The following is a 22592-nucleotide window of genomic DNA, read 5'->3' on the forward strand; positions in this document are numbered from 1 at the left end:
TGCACTTTATTATTTAGTATATCAGATTTGAAAGGACTAACATGTTAAAGTTTAAATATTTAAAAAATACCAGTTCATTAGCAATAGGTTTAACCTTAGCGTTACCTGCTATTGCTGCTGATAAACCTAATGAGCAAAACGATATTGATACTATTACCGTTACCGCTCATGAAGCAACGAAAAAACCCGGAACAAATACCGAAATTTCGGAACAAGATATTCGCCGTGATGGTGGGACTAATTTTGGCACCATTATGCGTTATCAACCGCTGATATCAGCATCTGGTAGTATTTCCGGCTCAGGTAGTGGCAAAAGCAGTTGGGACCGAGGTGGATTTACTGGTTATAACATCCGTGGTTTAGATGCTAACCGTGTTTCAATCGATATTGATGGTATGCCATTACCTATTGCCCAAGGTCGAGTTAATGGTGTTGGTCGGGCAGGATTTGGTTCTTATGGTATCGGGCGAGATTATATTGATACTTATATGTATAATAAAGTTGATATCCAATCTGGCGCAACCTCGGTAAGTAACGCTAACAATGCTTTAGGAGGCTCCGTATCATTTCAAACTAAAACCGCCAGTTATTATCTTTATCCAGGAAAAACCAGCTATTTCGGTTTTCAAAACAACTATGACAGTGCCGACCGAAGTTATCACCAAGGTTTAACCATGGCTGGTGGTGATGAGTATCTCAATGGTATTTTAGTATTAAGCCGACGCGATGGGCAACAAACGCGTAATCATGGCGATTCAATCAGTAGCTATCCGGAAAATTGGCATTCTAATTCAATCTTAGCTGGTTTTGGTTGGCAAATGACCGATGAACATTTAATCAATACCACAATCGATTACAATAATAAAACCAAAAACTCTCATTATGATACTTGGGATAGATATGGTAAAAAAGTTGAATCATTTGATAAACAAAGAAGCAAAAACAATCGTTTCAATCTTGCAATTAAAGATCAATGGAAACCGACAAATATCAGTTGGATTGATAGTTTAACCACACAATTGAATTATCAACGAACTAATGTTTATGACAGTACCGACCTCCGTCATAAAACTAAAGGCAATTTTAATACCCAAACTAACTATAACACGAAATCTTATAACTTTATTACGACTCTAATCAAAAGTTATGATAATCAACGCATTAGTGCTGGTTTAAATGGTAAATGGAGCGAAGATGAATCGCCATTCTTCTCATCAGCTAAATCTCCAAATGCATCATTTTTTCCTGATGGAGATTATAGTAAACCTCAAGCCGATAGCCGTAGTTATCAACTCGGTGGCTTCTTCGAAGATCGGATAAACTTTAATGTTAATGACAGTAATAATTTTTATTTAGTTCCCGGTGTCAGAGCTGTTTACCAAAATACTAAACCTCGCAACCTTGAAAATATGTCATTATCAAAAATAAATAGTAGTCAATTGGGTAAACAATACAATAGCAATAGCGATTTTAAAGTATTACCATCCATGGCATTTATGTATGATATTACCCCTGATTTTACTGCTTATTTACAATATAAGCGAGCTGCACAAATGCCAAATCAGAACCAACTTTATGGCTCTTATTTAGCACATAGCACTAAGTATGTATTAGTGGGAGATTCAAACCTAAAAACTGAAACTAGTGACAACTTTGAATTAGGTTTAAAAGGGCAACCTGTATCAGGTGTGACACTTTCATCATCAGCTTTTTATAATAAATATAAAAACTTTATCGCTTATACTCGCTATAATAAAAACTTCGTTGGCGTTGGTAACCGTATTGTTTATCAAGCAGAGAACCGTGATAAAGCCTATATTTATGGTGCTGAACTAAGCAGTGAATTCAATATCGGAAAATGGATTGAACCGGTTAATGGTTTAAGTGCCAGATTCGCAATTGGTTATAACCAAGGCAAATCAAAATCGAGTTATTTAGGGGATAAATATATTGAAATGGATTCTATTGCCCCAATGAAAAGCACTATCGGCTTAGCATGGGACGATCCGAACAAATTTTATGGTGTAGCGATTACGGCAACTTTCCAAAAAGGCAAAAAAACTGAAGCAACATCTCGTGAAAGTTATGGTAATGATGGTAAACCAATTGCTAAATCTAAAGATGATTACTTTAGAATTGCTGGTCATGGTATTGTTGATTTAACAGGTTATATCAATATCACCAAAAATGTGAAACTAAATGGAGGGATCTACAATCTTACTGATCAAAAATATTGGGATTATCTAAGTAATAATAAATTATATAGTACATCAGATCATAAATACCTAGATATGTTTACTGCACCTGGCCGTACATTCCAACTAGGTTTAGACATTGATTTCTAAAATCAAATTATCCCAAGAATCAAATAACCCGCTTTTGCGGGGTATTTGATTATCATAACTGATATAACTATTGATTAACTTTATTTTTTGAATAATAAGAGTATATAGCAAAATCAGTTTAATCTTTTTAGCTATACTTTAATTTCAAGCAAAAATAAACTATTTAATCATTTAATTAAATCAAATAATTACATGATTATTGTAATCTTTGTTATATTATGCTCTTTTTTATCCAACTGAAAATCTAGGTGCAAAAATTAAGAAGAGAAACATGAAAAGATAACAACATATAGGAACAATTATAAAAAATATCCCGGTAATTCTTAAAAATTTATGAGATGAGAATAAAAGCAATATACCAATCGCTAATACAGCAAAATAAACCCACCAATAAATAATCAAGGTAAGTAAAAACACTCCCCAACCATTTAACACCATATTTAATTCCTTTTAAATCGTTTTATATCTACTGCCATAGATTCTATCATTATTTGAAAAATTTAAAAGCATGTGAAAAATAGATATTATTAATAAGTCACTATAAAACAAATCTAAAGCTATAATTGTGTTAATAACAACCAAACTACAATATGAGTATCAAAGCAACTGAAAACTAGACACAATTAATTCGCCAAAATGAATTAAATGTTGGAGATGATAAAAAAAGCTTTTTAAAATACACAACACTTAAGCCATTATTATTAACAACTTGCTTGTTAATAATTTTTATATAATCCCTACCGCATTGAAACTTAGAAGATAATTAATTGTTGTTAAATAATTTTATCGGTTTTTTCATTGTAAAAATAAAAATCAAATAGTTAATGATATTTTATTTATAATAAAAAAATCAAAACAAAGCTTTTTGTGATTTCATTACACCAAAAAAATTATATATAATAATCAATAAATTAAATTCATGTTTTTTTAGTGTTGTATGTTATTAATAACATATTAAAATATAATATTAAATAATGGAGTTTACCATGGAATATATTATTGGAACGCTAATAGGGGCTGTAATTGCGTTAATAGGTGGAATAATAACTGCTAAACTTAATAACAGAACTGTCGAAAGAACAACATCTAAATCACTTGAAGAATACTCAAAATTATTAATTAAAGATCTTGAAAAAACAGGCCAAGAAATTCAAGCTAAAATAGGAGTTGAAGTTTTATCAAAATATAGACAAGCGTGGATTAATGATTTAAGAAAAACCATAAATGATACCTACCACTTAATTAATATATCCACAATTAAACTAAATACTAGCATCCGATCGGGTAAAATTGATAAACCGGTAATTGAAGAAATACATAAAAATATTTATAAAGTTAAAAAACTCAGAAATTATTTAGAATTACTATTGAACCCTCGTGAAGAAAGCTATGAAAAAATAACTGAAGCGATAGAATTAGTTCCGAGTCATCTTCAAAGTATATTTGATACAGCTGTTGAATATTCAGATAAAAAAATAAGCAAGGATAATGCAGAAGCTATAATGAATATCCACTTAGTCCAGATTGATGGTTTGAAAAAACAAATACTGAAATCTACGCAGCAAGTGTTAAAAGAAGAATGGGAAAGAGTAAAAAAAGGAGTTTGATTATAACTCACTCAATCCCTTTAAATTAGTCTAACGCTTGTTTTTGTTCGTCTGATAGGTTGATATCTACCTCACCATACTCAAGCAAGTAAGTACCGAATGACATTAAAAAAGCAACCGCAAGGTCTCTCTTGTTGGCGGTTTTCTTTTTATTTGGTTTAATATTGGCATTAGCATCTGTACCCATAACCACGTTACCGATTGCCCAAGTCAGAACAGTATCGCATTGTGTTTAATTCGTTTACGGCTAATAAATACTTCAGCATTTTTTGAAATTGTGCTATAGCGTGCATAAGTCTGTGGGAATGATTGAACATCCAAACCGATATTTTGTAATTGAGTGCGTAATTGTGTGGCGTTGCATACATCAAAGCCGATTAGCTTAATATTAAACTGCTCACTGTCTTTTAAAATATTATCACGAATTTGGTCATAGTCGACATAATTCTCTTTCGTTACTCGAATCCAGCCTTTATTTACCCATTTACGATATATCTCACAATTTTTATCAGCCACCTGAGTAAGCAGATATTCAGGAATGTAATGCCGTGTTAATAATCTTGTGTCAGTATTATCATATAAAACTACTTATTGAGGGATTTTTAGAATGTATTTAAACTTATTTGAAATTCGGATGGCGTCCCCTACAGGATTCGAACCTGTGACCTACGGCTTAGAAGGCCGTTGCTCTATCCAGCTGAGCTAAGGAGACATTAAGTAGCAGAATTAATATAACGCAGAGTATTATATAAAGCTATTTTGATCCGTCAATGCTTTTTAATCGATTATTAGGTTATATAGTCAAAATATCATCAATTTAATGGCATAATCGCTATATTGAAAATTTTTCTAATAAAAAATCGGGTATTTTGCTAAAAATAAATAAAAATTTATTTATTATTAAGCCTAAAAAACCCCTTTCCTCAATTTTTTTATATTATTGATAATTTAGTCAGATTTAATTATAAATCATGATAGCAGTTCGATGGCTGTCTTATCTCAATTGAAATATTAGTCTTTTATTTAGCATTGGCTATTTGTGCTTTTAGCATAGCTAAACGACTTTGCCCTTGTTGCATCTTTTTCTCAGGTGATAATTCATGACGCTGATCTTGCCATGCTAAATCGTCTTGAGGAAGTTCAAGTAAAAAGCGGCTTGGTTCTACATAAACTGTTTCTCCAAATTGTTTTCTCTGTCGACTAAATGAAAAGGTCAATTCCCGTTGTGCTCGAGTGATGCCAACATAAGCAAGCCGTCGTTCTTCTTCAATATTATCTTCATCTATACTGGTTTGATGTGGCAATAATCCTTCTGACATGCCAATTAAGTATACATAAGGAAACTCAAGCCCTTTAGACGCATGTAATGTCATTAATTGTACTTGATCCAGTTCTTCTTCTGTTTCATTACGCTCTAACATATCACGCAAGGTAAATCTAGCTACAGCCTGCTCTAAAGTTAATCCTTCATCGATATCATCACCCTGTAACATATCATTTAACCAGCTCACCAACTGTTCTACATTACGCATGCGCATTTGCCCAGCCGTTGGCGAAGATGAGGTTTCATAGATCCAACTTTCATAATGAATACCATGTAAGAGTTCATGAATGGCAGCCATCGGCTCTATATGCGATTTTTCAATCAAAGAATCAAACCAGTGAATAAAGGTATGCAATGTCTCCATGCGTTTACCTGAAAGTAATTCCGTTAATCCCATATCATGGCTTGCTTGATATAAGCTAACTCCACGATGATTTGCCCACTCCCCTAATTTTTGGATGGTTGCAGGTCCAATTTCACGTTTTGGAGTATTAATAATCCTAATAAATGCATTATCATCGTCAGGATTGGTTAATAATCGAAGATAGGCCATTAAATCTTTGATTTCAATTCGAGCAAAAAAAGATGTACCGCCTGAAATTCGATAAGGAATTCGATATTGCATTAGCATTTTTTCAATTAAACGAGATTGATGGTTACCTCGATACAAAATGGCATATTGACCATATTGGCTATTATTGGCAAATCGATGTCCAATTAAGTCATTAACCACTTTTTCTGCTTCATGTTCTTCATTATCAGCTGATATAACTTTTAGATGTTCTCCATAACCGAGTTCGGAAAATAATTTCTTTTCAAAGATGTGAGGGTTATTTTCAATTAAAATATTGGCAACTTTTAATATTCTTCCTGATGATCGGTAATTTTGTTCTAACTTAATTACTTCTAGTTGAGGAAAGTCCTGCTTGAGTAAAACTAAATTTTTAGGACGGGCACCACGCCATGAATAAATTGATTGATCATCATCGCCGACAACCGTAAATTTAGCTCGGCTACCTACCAATAATTTAATAAATTCATATTGACTAGTATTGGTATCTTGATACTCATCAATTAATAGATAACGAATACGGTTTTGCCATTTTTCTCTAACTTCTTCATTGGTTTTTAATAGCAATGTCGGTAATAAAATAAGATCGTCAAAATCTAATATGCTACATGCTTTAAGTTGCTTTTCATAAAGTTGATAACAATGAGCAAATAGCTTTTCTTTATTAGTTTGTGCTCTCGCCATTGCAATGGTTGAATCAACAATATCATTCTTCCAATTCGAAATAGTTGAACGTAACTGATTAATAAGATCTTTATCACCATCTAACCATTGCTGGGTAAGCTCTTTGAGCAAAGCGAATTGATCATGATCATCAAATAGTGAAAAATTAGCTTTAATACCAAGATGTTTATATTCTCGACGTACAATATCTAGTCCTAAGGTATGGAAGGTTGAAATTTTTAACCCTCTTGCCTCAGGCTTACTCAACGATTGGGCTATGCGTTCTTTCATTTCCCGAGCCGCTTTATTAGTAAAAGTCACGGCAACAATATGTCGAGGTAAATATTCTTTTACCCGAATTAAATAAGCAATTTTATTAATAATTACTCGAGTTTTACCTGAACCTGCACCTGCTAGTACCAGACAAGGCCCTGAAACATATTCGACAGCTTGTTGTTGACTTGAATTTAAACGCACAGAAGAGAACCCTAAGTAAAATTGTTCGCTAGTATATACTGAACCGTCGAGCATGTGCAATCAAGCATACTTCGAAACATCTCATAACATTTGTCGCTATTGAATAAAAGTTAATGCCTGTTCAACAACTTCAATTCCTACCCCTTTTTTATGGGCATTTTCACTCAAATAGCGTCGCCACTGTTTAGCCCCCTTTCTACCATTAAAGATACCTAAGGTATGACGCATAATATGATTGAGCTGAGCGCCTTGAGTTAGCTGCGTTTCAATATAAGGATAAAGTTCTTGTATTGCAGCTATAGGATCAGGAATTGGAGCATCAGAACCAAAGATTTGTTGATCAATTTGCGTCAATAGAATAGGATTTTGATAAGCCTCACGACCAACCATAACACCATCAACAAAAGTTAAATGCTGCTTGATTTCATCAATGGTTTTAATTCCCCCATTTATGGCGATTGTTAGATGAGGATAATCACGTTTCAATTGATATACTCGCTCATAATCAAGAGGTGGCACTTCGCGATTTTCTTTTGGACTAAGTCCGGAAAGCCAAGCTTTACGAGCATGTACAATAAATGTTTCGCTATAAGGCATGACTTTATCAATAAATTCACATAAAAATTCATAACTATCTTGATTATCAATACCAATACGTGTTTTTACCGTAACGGGAATACTAACAGCATTTTGCATGGCATCAATACAATTTGCGACTAAATCAGCTTTCGCCATTAAACAGGCACCAAACATACCATTTTGTACGCGGTCGGAAGGGCATCCGACATTGAGATTGATTTCGTCATATCCTCGTTCTTCGGCTAATTTTGCACATTTAGCCAATGCAATAGGATCACTTCCACCTAGTTGAAGACTCAAAGGGTGTTCTTGGCTATTGAAAGCTAAATAATCGCCTTTACCAAATAAAATTGCCCCTGTAGTTACCATTTCACTATAAAGTAACGTCTGTTTAGTCAAAATACGATGAAAATAACGACAATGCTTATCCGTCCAATCCAACATGGGAGCTATTGAAAAACGATTTAATATAGATTTTTTTTGCAAATTAGCCTCGACATAAAAAAATAAAATGTTATTCTATCCGCCATTTTTTGATAGTACAACAATATATAATGTAAGGAATAAATATGGATCTTAATCAACCGAAAAGTATTACTATTAATTCAACTGAAATGTTAAAAAAACAGATGAAATTTATAGCAATAATGCAACAAATCTATGGAGTTATAATGATAATTATCGGCGCCTTATCTTGTTTAGGGATCATATCTGCTATCATCGGTATTCCGGTAATTTTAGCTGGTGTAAAACTATTCAAATCAGGCAGCACATTTGGTATGGCTGCAAATTTTGATAACGAACGAAATCTTGTTGAAGCTATTGAAAATTTACATGGCTATTGGAAGTTTACATTAATTGCTTTTATTTGTTCTATTTTATTTTTCATCATTTATATGATTCTTATAGTAGCGCTTATTTCTTCTATTGGTGGTCACTACTAATAGACCGATTTAATCGAATTTGACATTGATTGAACATAGACATAAAAAAACCTCGTTATAATAACGAGGTTTTTTTGATTCTATTCTGATTCCGATTCGGGTTCTGATGATTGTTGATTCGTTAGGTTATCATTATCATCTTCAGACTTTATGTCAATAGGATCTGAAATTTCCTGTTTATTCATTTCCTCTAATGACAAAGAACCTTCTAATGTAGAAGTTTTAATATCACTCACTACCCCCATCCCATCAAAATAAACGGCATAAGTGATTTGGCTCACATTACCATGGCGTGGCTGTTGGCGAAAAACATAATACCAAACATTATCCCCAAAAGATGAGGTTAACATTGGCGATCCCATAATAAATACCACCTGCTCTTTGCTTTGGCCTACTTGTAATAATTCTATTGCATCTTTTGTTACATAATTACCTTGATTGATATCAGGTCGATAAACCCAACGATCAACAAGTGAACAACCAGTTAGTAACATACTGGTCACAATAGCAAGCGAAATAGATTTACGAAACGGCATTTAAAATCATCCATTCAAAAATACAATAAAACTTATTATCGCTGATATTTTAACTAAGCGCTAGATAAAATAGTAAATTCTTCTCTAAATTTATATTAGAAAGCATTGTTATATTGATGATAATTAATAGGAGTTGATATTTTTCTTCTTATCTTTAATCGTAATGCTCTATAATAACTAACTTAATATTAACAATATGACAGGTAAAAAATGAAATTAGATACTATTGAGCAAAAAGCAAGTTACGCAATTGGACTACAAATTGGCCAGCAACTGAAAGAGTCGGGCTTAAATAATTTAGAACTTAATGCACTAAAATTAGCTATGGAAGATGTATTAAGTGGTAACCAACCGGCTTTACCTTTACAAGAATTGCATGATGCTCTTCGTCACGTTCATGAACAAGCTTCTAAAGAAAAAGCGAAGCAAGCTGAAAAAATTGCCCAAGCAGGAAAAGACTTTTTAACGGAAAATCTTAAAAAAGACGGCATAAAATCAACTGAATCAGGTTTACAATACGAAATAGTTAAACAAGGTACTGGCGCATATCCAAAAGCAACTGACCGAGTGCAAGTTCATTATACTGGGCAGTTGATTGATGGTACGGTATTTGATAGCTCTGTTGAACGGGGGCAACCGGCTGAATTCCCTGTTAATGGTGTTATTCGTGGTTGGGTTGAAGCGTTACAATTAATGCCTGAAGGGTCAAAATGGCGGTTATATATTCCTCAAGAATTAGCTTATGGTTCTCAAGGTGCAGGAGCGTCGATTCCACCATATAGTACTCTAATTTTTGATGTTGAATTGTTAAAGGTTCTCTAATAAAAATGGACGTAGATAGCGTCCATTTTTGTTATATTTAACTATTACGTATTTTAGGTAAGTAGCAAGTACATAACGCAGCTAACAATAATAAAGCACTGGCTATACCAAAGGCAATAAAGTGATTATGCCATGTGTCATAGGCCCATCCACCCAACCACGAACCAATCATTGCGCCAATTTGGTGACCTAAATAGGTTAAACCTGAAAGCAAACCAACAATTTTTACACCGTAAATATCAGCAGATATGGCACTTGATAAAGATAAAGCGCCAGCCCAGACTAACCCACCTAATAAGGCTATGGTATAAAGTTGCCATTGCGTTGCTGCAATAACTAATGCTATAAATCCTATACCCCGAACAAAATAGATCATAGCTAATACAAATTTTCGTGGCACAATATCTGAAATATAGCCAAGCAGTAATGTGCTAAATATTGCCACCAGACCAATTAAACCTAGTCCAGAAGAACTGGTTATTGAATCAAACCCATGATCCATTAACATAGGAACACCGTGAGTCCCAAGTAAATTCATGCTAAATCCACAAGTAAACAAACCAAAACTAAGTAGCCAAAAAGGTCGCGTTTTTAAGACTTGACCTAACGTCATTTCAGGTTTTAAATCATGATTATTCTCAGTTGTATCAGTATCACTTTTTTTATCTTTCATAATAAAGAGCGCTATCGGTAAAGCTAACAGCATAAAAAATAGTGAAAATGCTATCAATGTAGTTTGCCATCCATAGGGTGGAATAAAATAAGCAAATACAGGTAACATAACGGCAATGCCCGCCATACTGCCACTCGATAAAATAAACAAGGCCAATCCGCGATGTTTGCTAAACCAACGAACAACAATCGGTGTAAAACTTACCGAACCGACAAACGAGGTACCAAAAGATAACGCGATCCCAAAGGATAACAAAAAATTCCAATAATCAGTTATATTAGCTGCCCAAACAGACGAAATAATAATAATTAGTGAACCTAATAATAATACAAAGCGTGTTCCATATTTGCTAACTAAATAGCCGGCTATTGGCATCGCAATTCCTGAAAACAGCATACCAATAGCAATAATACTTGATAAAGTACTACGACTAAATTGCAGATCATTGGCGATAGGTAAAAAGAATACCCCCATACTCATCCGTAATCCGCTTGAGAGCAGTGTTAACAATGCAGCAGCAATAACAATGTTCCATCCAAAATACCATTTACAACACATAACGTATCCTATTTTTATTATAAGAATAATAGGAACAAAGTATAACATTTTGCCTTTTAGCTGGTATATAACTTAATAGTTTTCCGCTATAATATTTGTTTATGTATATAAGGTGATAATGTAAGGAAAGTTATATGTCTACAAGTATGATTCGCATCGCTATTGCTGGCGCTGGAGGTAAGATGGGTCGTCAACTCATTCAAGCCGTATCCCAAATTGAAGGTGTGACTTTAGGCGCTGCTTTTGAAAGAGAAGGATCATCGTTGATAGGTAGTGATGCTGGTGAGCTTGCTGGTATTGGACTGTGTGGTGTAAAAGTCACTGATAATCTATTAAAAGCAAAAGATCAGTTTGATGTATTAATTGATTTTACTCGTCCTGAAGGGACTCTAGCACATCTAACTTTTTGCGTCGAACATAAGAAAATGATGATAATCGGCACAACTGGCTTTGATGAAGCAGGTAAACAAGCAATTGCTAATGCCGCACAACAAATTGCAATTGTATTTGCTGCTAACTTCAGCGTTGGTGTTAACTTAGTACTTAAATTACTCGAAAAAGCCACCCAAATTATGGGTGATTATACTGATATCGAAATTATCGAAGCCCATCATCGTCATAAAGTCGATGCCCCATCAGGTACCGCTCTTGCTATGGGCGAAGCTATTGCTGATGCACTTGGTTGTAACTTAAATGAACGTGCAGTTTATTGCCGAGAAGGCCATACCGGAGAAAGACAAAAAGGTGCAATTGGTTTTGCTACTATTCGAGCTGGTGATATTGTAGGTGAACATACTGCTATCTTTGCTGATGTTGGGGAACGAGTTGAAATTAGTCATAAAGCTTCAAGTCGAATGACATTTGCTAATGGAGCAGTACGTGCTGCATTATGGCTTGCTAAGCAGCCGGTTGGACTTTATGATATGCGTGATGTACTTAATCTAAATAATTTATAATATTAAAGCATGACAGATGAAATTTGGATGCGTCATGCATTAGAATTAGCAAAATGCGCTGAATCTATAGGAGAAATTCCGGTCGGCGCAGTAATTGTTGATGAAAACGGACAACTTATTGGTGAAGGATTTAATCAATCAATTATTAAGCATAACCCAACTGCTCATGCAGAAATCATGGCGATTGAACAAGCAGGTCGATTTTTACACAACTACCGTTTAGTCAATACAACATTGTATGTTACTCTTGAACCTTGTATTATGTGTGCAGGTGCTATTATACATAGTCGAATCAAACGTGTAGTGTATGGTGCTAGTGATTATAAAACTGGTGCTGCTGGTTCTTATATCAATATTCTTTCCAGAACGGGCATTAATCATTTTGCCCAAATAACTAGTGGTGTTTTAGCTAGTGAATGTAGCTCAATGTTAAGCAACTTTTTCAAAAAACGTCGTTTAGAAAAAAAACAAAATAAATAATATTGTCATATTACAGTTAACCATTGACTTAATATTAAAAAATGAATTCTATAAATCATTTGTTAATTATTTGATAAAATATTGGCTTAGTTATTCTTTTTACCTGCGAAAATTGCTAAAATCTGTTCTGATTTTTTAAGATATATACTGAGCATTATTAATGAAAAAACATACATTAGAAACCATGATATCTGCTGAAGATATCCAAAAGCGGGTAAATGAAATAGGTCAACAGATAAGTCAAGATTATGCAGGCAGTCAAAATGAGCTTATTTTAGTTGGTTTGTTAAGAGGTTCTTTTATCTTTATGGCAGATCTAAGCCGAGCAATTAGCGTTGGTCACGAAGTCGACTTTATGACGGCCTCAAGTTATGGCAATGCAGTGGTAAGTAATAGAGATGTCAAAATTTTAAAAGATTTAGATGAAGATATTCGTGACAAAGATGTACTGATTGTTGAAGATATTATTGATACTGGCAATACGCTTAGCAAGGTAATGGCTATTTTAAAACTACGTCATCCTCGTAGTATCGAGATTTGTACATTATTAGATAAACCTTCACGCCGTGAAGTTGTAGTACCTGTAAAGTATATCGGTTTTTCAATTCCTGACGAGTTTGTAGTAGGTTATGGTATAGATTATGCGCAGCATTATCGCCATTTACCATATATTGGGCATGTAAAATTACTTGAATCCTAAACTTTATCGAGGTGTATGTGTCACGATTTTCTCGCTCATTATGCGTACTTTTAATGGTAACAGCCACATCAAGTTATGCCGATATGAAGTTATCAATTAAAGGATTGTCGGGAGAACTTGCGGAAAACGTTGATGCACGCATTTCGTTAATCACACCAGATAAAATCAATAATTCGTCTAGTTTTAAGCGATATTTTGAAAGTGAAGCACAAAAAGCCCTCCGAGCATTAGGGTATTATTCCCCTACTTTTAGTTACGACGAAAGTGATCCTAAAATCCTCGTTGTTAAAGTATCACTTGGCGAACCGGTTAGAATTAAACAATTAAATATTAATATTAATGGTGAAGGTAAACAAGATAAAGATTTTCAAGAATTATTAGCTAAACAACTGCCTAAAATCGGTGAAATTTTAAATCATGGCACTTACGAAGCATTCAAAAAAGGCTTAGAAAGCTTATCATTAAAAAAAGGCTATTTTGATGCTGAAATGCCAACCCATCAATTAGCTGTATCTCAATACGATCATCAAGCTTTTTGGAATATCGATTTTAATACCGGTAAACGCTATAAGTTTAGCGAGGTTAAATTTCCAGACGCAAAAATTCGCCAAGATTATCTTGCCAACATCGTACCTTTTAAAGAGGGGGATGAATATTCGGCTGAACAGCTATCATTATTAAACCGACGCCTTAGTTCAACAAACTGGTTTAACTCAGTGGTTGTTACACCGGATTTTCCTAATCTAACAGCAGACAAAGCGTTACCTATTGATGTGGTAACCACGCCACGTAAAAAAAATGCCATGGATCTGGGTTTAGGTTTTTCAACAGATAACGGCGTGCATGGTAAAATTGGTTGGAATAAACCTTGGATCAATAGCCGAGGACATAGTTTTCAAAGTAATTTATCTCTATCATCACCTGAGCAAATTATTACGATGAGTTATAAAATACCTTTGAAAAAATCACCTATTGAACAATACTATACCATTCAAGGTGGTTATAAAAAAATTGATAATAATGATACCTACTCGCGCTCTTATACCTTAGGTGCTCTGCGTAATTGGGATAACTTTGATGGTTGGCAAACAGCTCTAGGTTTTAATATGTTACATGACGACTTTACTCAAGGGGATGCAAGTTTTAAAACCTTTTTATACTATCCATCACTTAGTATTTCGCGTATTCGTAATGACGGTAATTTATTATCTATGTGGGGCGACTCTCAACGTTATTCGGTTGAAGGCGCTGCCGAATCGTTAGGATCTGATATTAATTTAGTCCGTTTTCAAGCCCAACAAACGTGGATTCGTTCAATTAAACAATCACATCGTTTTATAGCTAGAGGTAATTTCGGCATTATTCAAGCAAGTAACTTTGATAGAGTGCCACCTTCTTTTAGATTTTTTGCTGGTGGTGATCGCAGTATTCGTGGATACAGCTATCAATCTATCTCACCTAAAGATAAAAAAGGTAAACTTAAGGGGGCTTCAAAAATGATCACAGGATCAGCGGAATACCAATACAACCTAACCGGTTCTTGGTGGGGTGCTGCTTTTGTTGATACTGGAGAAGCAATAGATAAAGTCGATACAGCTAAATTTTATACCGGTACCGGCCTAGGTATTCGCTGGGCTTCTCCTGTTGGGCCAATTAAGTTTGATTTAGCAACACCACTAAATAAAAAAGATAAAGGCTCAATACACCTATATATTGGTTTAGGAAGCGAACTATAAAATGGCAAAAAATCCAATAAGAGCGAAAAAGGCTGAAAAAATAAAACGAATACGTAAATGGAAAAAACGTAGCATTGTCGTGCTTTCCATTTTTGTTTTCCTTACCACGTTTATAATTTTAATGATTTACACCTCTTTAGGTGTAAAACTAACAACCTATGTTCTTAATAAATATTTACCTGAATTAAAAATAGCACAAGTTGAAGGTACATTCCATGATTTACATATTAAAGGACTGTCACTTGAACTACCTGGTGTCAATGTACAGGTGAAAGATGCAACATTCAAATTGTCTGGTTTATGTTTAATACAGACAAAAATTTGTGTTAAACAATTTGATGCTGATGGGGTTAATGTTGTAATTAATACTGACGAAATAGAACTTTCACCTGATGAATCAACGTCAGAAAAACGACAAATAATTAAAACACCATTACCTATTGAATTAAAACAAACCCATATTTCAGATGTCATAGTAAAAGTTAACGATATGCAATTTGGTATGTCAGACTTTACAGGCAAAGCTAACTGGGTCAATGAAAAAATCTATGTATATCCTGCTATTGCTATGGATTTACAAGCAATATTTGCAGATTATCCTGCAAAAAAGTCTAATAACCAGATAGATGATAATCTACCGCTTGACCAACAAATTAGGCAACTATTTAATCAACCTTTAATAAACTCACTGCCACAAGTTAGTATTCCACTCGATATTAATGTTACAAGTTTAACCGGGAACAATTGGTTATTACACATTGCAGGGCAAGATTATCATTTCAATCAAGTGAATATCAAAACAGAGATGATTAATAATCATATTATGGTTAAACATGTCGACACCAATGCAATAACACCTTATTCGAGTGGTCATGCTTATGTATCAGGTGAAATAACCTTAGGTGATAATTGGCCTATTTTTGCTTATGTTAAGGCCGATACAGAGAAAAATCATCTTAATGGGCAGTTTTCAGGACACTTATTAGGTAAATTATCAACTTATACTCATGTTGCTGGGTTAAATCAAATTGCTATTGAAGGGCAGATAAATTTTATTGAAAAATATTTACCATTAATTACAAAACTAGAAGGTAAACATATCCAATGGCCAATTGAGGGAACTCCGCAATATCAGCTTGATAATTTTGCTATAAGCTTAAATGGCAATGCACAAAAATATAATATGCTTGCTAAAGGTTTGATTAAGGGAGATGACTTACCTGATACTTCTGTTGATATTATTGGTGATGGTACCAACCAATCTGCCTCTTTTGAGCATGCCAATATTAATTTTCCACAAGGTGATATTAATCTTACCGGTCAATTAGATTGGCAAAAAGCTCTTAAATGGGATGCTAGTGTTAAACTTAATAATGTTGATATAACTAAAGAGTTACCAACCTTTCCTATTCGCTTAGCCGGTCAACTAAAAACTTCGGGTATGCTCGAAGGTGATTTATGGCAATTAAAGATTCCTGATATACAATTAAAAGGTAACATAAAACAAGCTAATTTTTCAGCTAATGGCGATCTATTTATCGATTCTAATCGTACTTTAGTATCCAAAAATCTAACTATGCTTTGGGGCAAAAACCAATTAAATATTAGTGGTTCTACTGACAAAGGTAATTTAAATAGCCAACTTAATTTAAATTCTTTGTCATTATTAGCTGATAATCTAAATGGCGCCATCATAGGAAATATTAGAATGACAGGTAATAAAGCCTCACCTGTTATTGAAAACAATATAAATATTAACGATTTAAATTATGAAAATATTTCAATCGCTAAAGCAAATCTATCAGGCAAAATCCAATACAACGATCAACTTAGCGGGCAATTGAAGCTAATTGCTCAAAATATCGATATCGCTAACCAAAATATTAAAAAAGCTAATATTGAACTATCAGGTAATGAAGCTCGCCACGCTTTAAACATAAGTTTTGAAGGTAGCCCATTATCGATGGTAACATCATTGAGTGGACAATTAGATAAACAACAGAACAAATGGACCGCAAATATACCGCATAGTTTACTTACATTAGCTAATAATAATCGTTGGCAATTAGCTAAACCTATCTCTCTATCTTATGATATTACTAACCACGTTCCAACTATAGGTGCACATTGTTGGCGTAGCAATAATTCTAGTATTTGTTTAGATAAATCTTTGTCAATAACTAACAATAACCAGACAACTATAACACTAAAAGATATTGATCTTGCTAAATTACCTATACCTACTGATGGTGAAACAAAAATTAATGGTTTTATTAATGGCAAAGCAGATATTAAATTCAATGATGCTAGCAAAATTCCAAGTATCAAAGCCAATATAACCAGTAATAGAGTTTATATTAAACAGATGATCAATAATCAAGCTCTGCCAATACCATTTGATATGTTTAATATCAATGCAGAATTTAATGAACAACAAGCTAAATTAGATTGGCGTTTTGGTTTAAATAAATTAGGTAAAATAAATGGTGATCTTTCAATAAATGATCCAACTGGGAAGAAAGATTTAAGTGGTCAACTCAACATCGATAATTTAGCCCTAGCAATTATTAATCCGCTATTAAGCAAAGATGAATATGCTAATGGCGCCATCAATGGTATGGTTAAATTTTCTGGTTCTTTAATCGATCCTAGTTTAACCGGCGGTATCAATTTAAAACATAGTGACATAAAATCTAGCCAATTACCAATCGATATCAAATCGGCTATGCTTGATATTAAATTCAATGGTAAAACTTCAACAATGAAAGGAATATTGGCCACTAAATCAGGTAATATTAATATTAATGGTCAAGCCAGTTGGAATAATTTGGAAAAATGGCAAGCAACCTTAAATGTTAATGGTGCAGCCATGGATGTCACTGTGCCACCAATGATTGTCATGTCAGTCATTCCAGATATTAAAATAGAAGCAACACAAGATGAACTGACAATTCTTGGTAAAGTTTCAATTCCTAAAGGTAAAATCACTGTTGATTCGCTTCCACCATCAAGTATTGATGTGTCACCAGATGAAGTCATGTTGGATCGAAACCACAAACAGGTTCAAGCACAAAAATTTGGTATGAAAATTAATAGTCATATTGAAATCAATATCGGTGATAAAGTCACGGTAGATGCTTTTGGTTTGCAAGCCTCATTAAAAGGTAAACTCATTGCAACACAGACGAATAAAGGACTAGACTTACACGGTGAAATATTAATTCCTAACGGTCGATTTCATGCTTATGGTCAAGACTTAATCATTAATAAAGGCATTATCACTTTTTCTGGTCCAACGGACCAAGCTATGTTAGACATAGAAGCCATTCGTAATCCTGAAGCAATGGATAACAGTAATATTACGGCAGGTATCCGAGTTAAGGGATCATCAACAGATCCTAAAATTGAGATTTTCTCCGATCCGGCTATGTCACAACAAGAAGCTCTCTCTTATCTAATTCGCGGTCAAGGTCTTGATAGTTCTGACCAAAGTGATAATGATATGATGACAGCGTTTTTAGTTGGTGTTGGAACCGCCAAAACAGGACAATTTATCGGTGATATAGGTAATGCATTTGGCATTAAGAATCTCTCGTTAGATACTCAAGGGGCAGGAAATAATTCAAAAGTGGTTGTAAGTGGTTATATATTACCTCATCTACAGCTAAAATATGGTGTAGGTATATTTGACTCACTAGCTACATTTACCTTACGTTATCGTTTATTGCCAAATTTATATGTCGAAGCAGCTTCTGGTATTGCGCAAACACTAGATCTTATCTATCAATTCGAGTTTAATTAATAGTAGTTAATTCGTATTAGTTCGCCAAAAGTTAAATTGGCGAACTAATTTAGATTTTTTGGCCGATTAGCATTTCACGTTTTATACCAAATCCTTTCCGTTTTTCAACATTAAATCCAGCATTAATTAAATTACGTCGGACAAAACCTGCTGCGGTAAAAGTTGCAAATGTTCCTTTTTCTCTCGTTAATTGATAACAACGTTTAAATAAAGATTCATTCCACATATCAGGATTTTTGGCTGGCGAAAATCCATCAAAAAACCATGCATCAATTAAACTATTTTGTTGAACTAGGAAATCGGCAAAGCAGCTAATATCGTCATAACATATCAATAAATTCGTTTCATCTAAACTGCCAACATCGGATTTTATTAAGAAATCTTGCAATTGCTTAGCTAATGGCGATAGAGAATCTTCACTATTAATAACTTTATCATGAATTTTTGATATTTCACTGGCAGATAAAGGATATTTTTCAACACTAAAAAAATTCAATTTTTTCAAATTACTATTTGGATTTTTCTGTCTAAATTGTTTAAAAGTTTGCCAAGCAACTAAAAAACTTAAACCTGAACCAAAACCGGTTTCACCAATAGTAAAAGTCTCTTGCTGATGTTGTAAAAATCGCTCATATAAACAATTCCCTTCAATAAAAACATAACGAGTTTCATCTACTGCACCGTCAGTATTAAAATAGACATCATCAAAGTAACGAGAGAGTGGAATTTGATTATCATCCCAAATGATAGTTGATTCGAGCATAAACATCCTTTAAGCGATATTTAACAAACTGTATATTCATATAGATTACGTATATAATACGCTAAGTTAACTTATGAGGTAAATTATGGTTTTTCTTTTTCGCTTAATCAGTGTGTTATTTATTGGTATTATAACTTGTGTGCTAGGCGTTATTTTTTGTTTATTCAATCCTCGTAACCCTAAAAATGTGGCTAGATTTGCCCATCTTTTTAGTTTTTTCTTCAAACCAATTTTAGGTGTAAAGGTTGATACACGTAGACAAGCAAATATTAACAATTTAGGCAGTTGCGTATTTATTGCTAATCACCAAAACAACTATGATATGGTGGTTGCTGCTGACATTGTACAACCCAAAACCGTTACAGTGGGTAAGAAAAGCCTTGCTTTGATTCCCTTTTTTGGACAACTTTATTACTTAACAGGCAATATTTTGATTGACCGTAATAATAAATCAAAAGCTCGAGACACCATTAACTTAGTTGTTAACGAAATAAAAAAACGAGGAATATCTATATGGATGTTCCCCGAAGGTACTCGAAGTCGTGGACGCGGATTATTACCATTTAAAACTGGTGCCTTTAAAGCTGCTATAGCCGCTGGCGTTCCTATTGTGCCAATTTGCGTATCAGATACCAATAATATAAAACTTAACCGCCTTAATAATGGACATATGATCGTTGAGATGCTTCCGCCAATCGAAACCCAAAATCTACGTAAAGAAGATGCTAGAATATTAATGGAACAGTGCTATCAATTGATGTCAGAAAAAATTGCCCAAATTAATTTAGAAGTGACTAAATTAAATAACAAATAATTGAAATAATAACTCTATACTATGACAAAAATTGATCGTAATTTTGATGATATCAGCCATAAATTTGCCAAAAACATTTATGGCACAAACAAAGGTAAGATTCGAGAAGCTATCGTTTGGCAAGAGCTAGAAAATATATTAGCTAGCTATCCATCGAATAAACCATTAACTATTTTAGATGCAGGCGGTGGACAAGGTCAGATTGCTTGTCGACTAGCAAAATTAGGTCATAACATTACTGTTTGTGATATTTCCGAGCAAATGCTGGAATTAGCAAGAAAGCAAGCCGAACAAGAAAATCTAAGTTTAAATTTTATTCATTGCCCTATTCAAGATCTAAAGCAATTCATTAAAATACAATTTGATATTGTGATTTGTCATGCCGTTTTAGAATGGGTAGCCGATCCAATCCAAATAATACAGTCGCTCAAACAATACCTTAAACAAGATGGTTATTTGTCATTAATGTTCTATAACTATCACGGGCTATTATTTAAAACAGTGACTTTAGGTAATTTTGGATATACTCAAACCGGTCTTAATAAACGTAAAAAGAAAACTTTATCTCCCGATTATCCTCGAGATCCAAATCAAGTATATCAATGGTTGAACCAACAAAATTTTGAGATCATCAATAAAATAGGTATTCGATTATTTCATGACTATTTAACCAATAAGTCAAAAGCCGAAACACATTTTAAGCAATTATTAGAAATTGAAAAACAGTTTTGCCAAACTGAACCCTATCTCAGTTTGGCAAGGTATATTTTAGTTACCGCAAAAATTAATAACAACTAATTTAGAGAAAAGATTAAGGGAAGCATATTCCTTTACACTCCCCTATTTTTTTAGAAGAAAATGGCATTAACAATTAATAATGTCACTGTTCCTGCAGCCCAAAGTACGGTAGTTGTCATACTCCAAACTTTAATTTGTTCTTTAACTTCAGTAACGCCTAGTGAACGATTCACTACCCAAAAATAAGCATCATTGAAATGAGAAAACATAAATGAACCAATAGAGCAGCCTAATCCAGCCATAATCGGATTTACCCCCAATGTTCCAATCATTGGTGCAGTAATACTTGCTGCGGTAATCATGGCAACTACACCAGAACCTTGAATTAAGCGAATCAAAGTTGAAATTGTCAATGGTAACAAAATACCAGGCACACCAATTTTTACAATATATTCAGCAATAATTTGACCTGTTCCTGAGTCACGTAACACCATTCCTAATGCGCCACCACCGCCAATAACAAGCAATATAATACCAGCAGAACGAATTGAATTTTCCATTTGATGCACAACATCTTTTCGAGGAAATGAGTTAGTTAATGCCATGATAGCAATTAATAAACCAATGCCCACAGCTACAATTGGGTGTCCAATTGTTTTTAACATAATGGCAATAGAATTATCCCATTTCATTTCATTTACTAAAGTAGCGGTTAATATCAAAATAATCGGAGTGACAATTGGTGCAAACGATGCTAATGCACTTGGTAATTGTTGATCATCTTCTAAATTTTGCGAAGTAACTGTTAGACGTTCACGGGTAAAATTCTCACCATCCTCCGTAGGAATTTGATAAATACTACGACCAACATGGCGAGTATAAATAAATCCAGCAATAGTAATAGGTATAGCAACAACCATTGCCCATAGCATATATTCACCAAGGCCAATACCAAATTGTGAAACTACACCAAATGGCCCTACCGCTGGTGGAATCATACTGTGGCTAATAACAAGCCCCATAGCCAATGTTGAACCAAGTCCGACTACTGATTTACCTGTACTACGCGAAATAGCTTTCACTAACGGTAATAAAACAATAAATGCTGAATCACAAAATACAGCCAAACTCACTAATAAACCGATAATGACTAATGCTAATTCTTCTCTGCCTTTTCCTAAAAGGTTAATAAAAACTTGAGCCATTTTTTGCGCTGCACCACTCATCTGCAAAACTGACCCCATCATAACGCCAAAACCAATAACGATCCCTATGTTACCGAGCGTATTACCAAAGCCTTTACTAATCGTTGCGATCATAAATTCACCAGGCATACCACCCAATGAGCCAGTAATTAAAGCGGATATAATCAATGCAGGAAATGCCTGAATTCTTGTTTTCAAAATCATAAATAGTAACAAAGTAATTGCAACAAGTAGACCGGCAACCATTCGCCAGCTGCTCTTCTCAATACTATGTAAACTTCCTAGATAAAAAACAATTA

The 22592-nt window shown here is 34.0% G+C and carries 17 protein-coding genes, 1 tRNA gene and 1 pseudogene; 11 read left to right on the top strand and 8 right to left on the bottom strand.

Annotation, left to right across the window (positions count from 1 at the left end; genetic code table 11):
- Positions 1 to 41: 41 nt before the first annotated feature.
- Positions 42 to 2345 carry a TonB-dependent receptor domain-containing protein gene (locus H3S74_RS09575; protein WP_110447699.1) on the top strand — a complete coding sequence of 768 codons (2304 nt, stop codon included), beginning with the start codon at positions 42 to 44 and terminating at the stop codon, positions 2343 to 2345.
- A gap of 986 nt (positions 2346 to 3331) precedes the next feature.
- Positions 3332 to 3952, top strand: a complete 621-nt coding sequence (locus H3S74_RS09580; protein WP_198247759.1) for a hypothetical protein — start codon at positions 3332 to 3334, stop codon at positions 3950 to 3952.
- A gap of 25 nt (positions 3953 to 3977) precedes the next feature.
- Here H3S74_RS09580 and H3S74_RS12720 read toward each other — a convergent pair.
- The 4 genes and pseudogenes from H3S74_RS12720 to dusA all read right to left on the bottom strand — a co-directional run.
- A pseudogene (locus H3S74_RS12720) lies at positions 3978 to 4513 on the bottom strand (terminase TerL endonuclease subunit); the annotation flags it as partial.
- A 74-nt stretch (positions 4514 to 4587) separates the two neighbouring features.
- A tRNA-Arg gene (locus tag H3S74_RS09595) sits at positions 4588 to 4664 on the bottom strand.
- A 307-nt stretch (positions 4665 to 4971) separates the two neighbouring features.
- Positions 4972 to 6987, bottom strand: coding sequence for a DNA helicase Rep (gene rep / locus H3S74_RS09600; protein WP_198201135.1), 2016 nt, complete (start codon positions 6985 to 6987; stop codon positions 4972 to 4974).
- A 96-nt stretch (positions 6988 to 7083) separates the two neighbouring features.
- Positions 7084 to 8010 (bottom strand): tRNA dihydrouridine(20/20a) synthase DusA, encoded by a 927-nt coding sequence (gene dusA, locus H3S74_RS09605; protein WP_110448048.1) that lies wholly within the window; start codon positions 8008 to 8010, stop codon positions 7084 to 7086.
- A 125-nt stretch (positions 8011 to 8135) separates the two neighbouring features.
- On the opposite strand from dusA, the gene H3S74_RS09610 reads away from it, so the two are divergent.
- A complete protein-coding gene (locus H3S74_RS09610) occupies positions 8136 to 8510 on the top strand; it encodes a DUF5362 family protein (RefSeq protein ID WP_110447673.1) in 375 nt (124 codons plus the stop codon).
- Between the two features lie 80 nt (positions 8511 to 8590).
- On the opposite strand, the gene bamE is transcribed toward H3S74_RS09610, so the two are convergent.
- Positions 8591 to 9046 (bottom strand): outer membrane protein assembly factor BamE, encoded by a 456-nt coding sequence (gene bamE / locus H3S74_RS09615; protein ID WP_198247762.1) that lies wholly within the window; start codon positions 9044 to 9046, stop codon positions 8591 to 8593.
- A gap of 210 nt (positions 9047 to 9256) precedes the next feature.
- On the opposite strand from bamE, the gene H3S74_RS09620 reads away from it, so the two are divergent.
- The gene (locus H3S74_RS09620) at positions 9257 to 9868 is read left to right on the top strand and encodes an FKBP-type peptidyl-prolyl cis-trans isomerase (RefSeq protein WP_110447671.1); all 612 of its coding nucleotides are present in this window, start codon (positions 9257 to 9259) and stop codon (positions 9866 to 9868) included.
- Positions 9869 to 9905: 37 nt separating this feature from the next.
- On the opposite strand, the gene H3S74_RS09625 is transcribed toward H3S74_RS09620, so the two are convergent.
- On the bottom strand, positions 9906 to 11099 hold the full coding sequence (locus H3S74_RS09625; protein WP_198247763.1) for an MFS transporter: 1194 nt from the start codon (positions 11097 to 11099) through the stop codon (positions 9906 to 9908).
- 134 nt (positions 11100 to 11233) lie between these two features.
- Between H3S74_RS09625 and dapB the strand changes: the two genes are divergently transcribed.
- The 5 genes from dapB (at position 11234) to H3S74_RS09650 (ending at position 18773) form a co-directional block, all read left to right on the top strand.
- A complete protein-coding gene (gene dapB, locus H3S74_RS09630) occupies positions 11234 to 12055 on the top strand; it encodes a 4-hydroxy-tetrahydrodipicolinate reductase (RefSeq protein ID WP_110447669.1) in 822 nt (273 codons plus the stop codon).
- A 9-nt stretch (positions 12056 to 12064) separates the two neighbouring features.
- Positions 12065 to 12535 carry a tRNA adenosine(34) deaminase TadA gene (gene tadA, locus H3S74_RS09635; protein ID WP_110447668.1) on the top strand — a complete coding sequence of 157 codons (471 nt, stop codon included), beginning with the start codon at positions 12065 to 12067 and terminating at the stop codon, positions 12533 to 12535.
- Positions 12536 to 12695: 160 nt separating this feature from the next.
- The gene (gene hpt, locus H3S74_RS09640; RefSeq protein ID WP_110447667.1) at positions 12696 to 13235 is read left to right on the top strand and encodes a hypoxanthine phosphoribosyltransferase; all 540 of its coding nucleotides are present in this window, start codon (positions 12696 to 12698) and stop codon (positions 13233 to 13235) included.
- 53 nt (positions 13236 to 13288) lie between these two features.
- Positions 13289 to 14971 carry an autotransporter assembly complex family protein gene (locus H3S74_RS09645; RefSeq protein ID WP_181414675.1) on the top strand — a complete coding sequence of 561 codons (1683 nt, stop codon included), beginning with the start codon at positions 13289 to 13291 and terminating at the stop codon, positions 14969 to 14971.
- Between the two features lies 1 nt (position 14972).
- Positions 14973 to 18773 carry a translocation/assembly module TamB domain-containing protein gene (locus H3S74_RS09650; RefSeq protein WP_198247764.1) on the top strand — a complete coding sequence of 1267 codons (3801 nt, stop codon included), beginning with the start codon at positions 14973 to 14975 and terminating at the stop codon, positions 18771 to 18773.
- Between the two features lie 49 nt (positions 18774 to 18822).
- Here the strand turns inward: H3S74_RS09650 and mnmD are convergent, their stop codons facing one another.
- Positions 18823 to 19536, bottom strand: coding sequence for a tRNA (5-methylaminomethyl-2-thiouridine)(34)-methyltransferase MnmD (gene mnmD, locus H3S74_RS09655; protein ID WP_198220440.1), 714 nt, complete (start codon positions 19534 to 19536; stop codon positions 18823 to 18825).
- Positions 19537 to 19621: 85 nt separating this feature from the next.
- On the opposite strand from mnmD, the gene H3S74_RS09660 reads away from it, so the two are divergent.
- Together H3S74_RS09660 and cmoM are read left to right on the top strand one after the other, a co-directional pair.
- Entirely contained in the window at positions 19622 to 20350 is a 729-nt protein-coding gene (locus H3S74_RS09660; RefSeq protein ID WP_198200183.1) for a 1-acylglycerol-3-phosphate O-acyltransferase, read from the top strand.
- A 21-nt stretch (positions 20351 to 20371) separates the two neighbouring features.
- Positions 20372 to 21148: a tRNA uridine 5-oxyacetic acid(34) methyltransferase CmoM gene (gene cmoM, locus H3S74_RS09665; protein ID WP_198247765.1), complete on the top strand. Its 777-nt coding sequence runs from the start codon at positions 20372 to 20374 to the stop codon at positions 21146 to 21148.
- A 50-nt stretch (positions 21149 to 21198) separates the two neighbouring features.
- On the opposite strand, the gene H3S74_RS09670 is transcribed toward cmoM, so the two are convergent.
- On the bottom strand, positions 21199 to 22539 hold the full coding sequence (locus H3S74_RS09670) for a gluconate:H+ symporter (protein ID WP_363317448.1): 1341 nt from the start codon (positions 22537 to 22539) through the stop codon (positions 21199 to 21201).
- Between the last annotated feature and the right edge of the window lie 53 nt (positions 22540 to 22592).

It is taken from the genome of Gilliamella sp. W8126 (genome assembly GCF_016102185.1).
Classification (GTDB): domain Bacteria; phylum Pseudomonadota; class Gammaproteobacteria; order Enterobacterales; family Orbaceae; genus Gilliamella; species Gilliamella apis_A.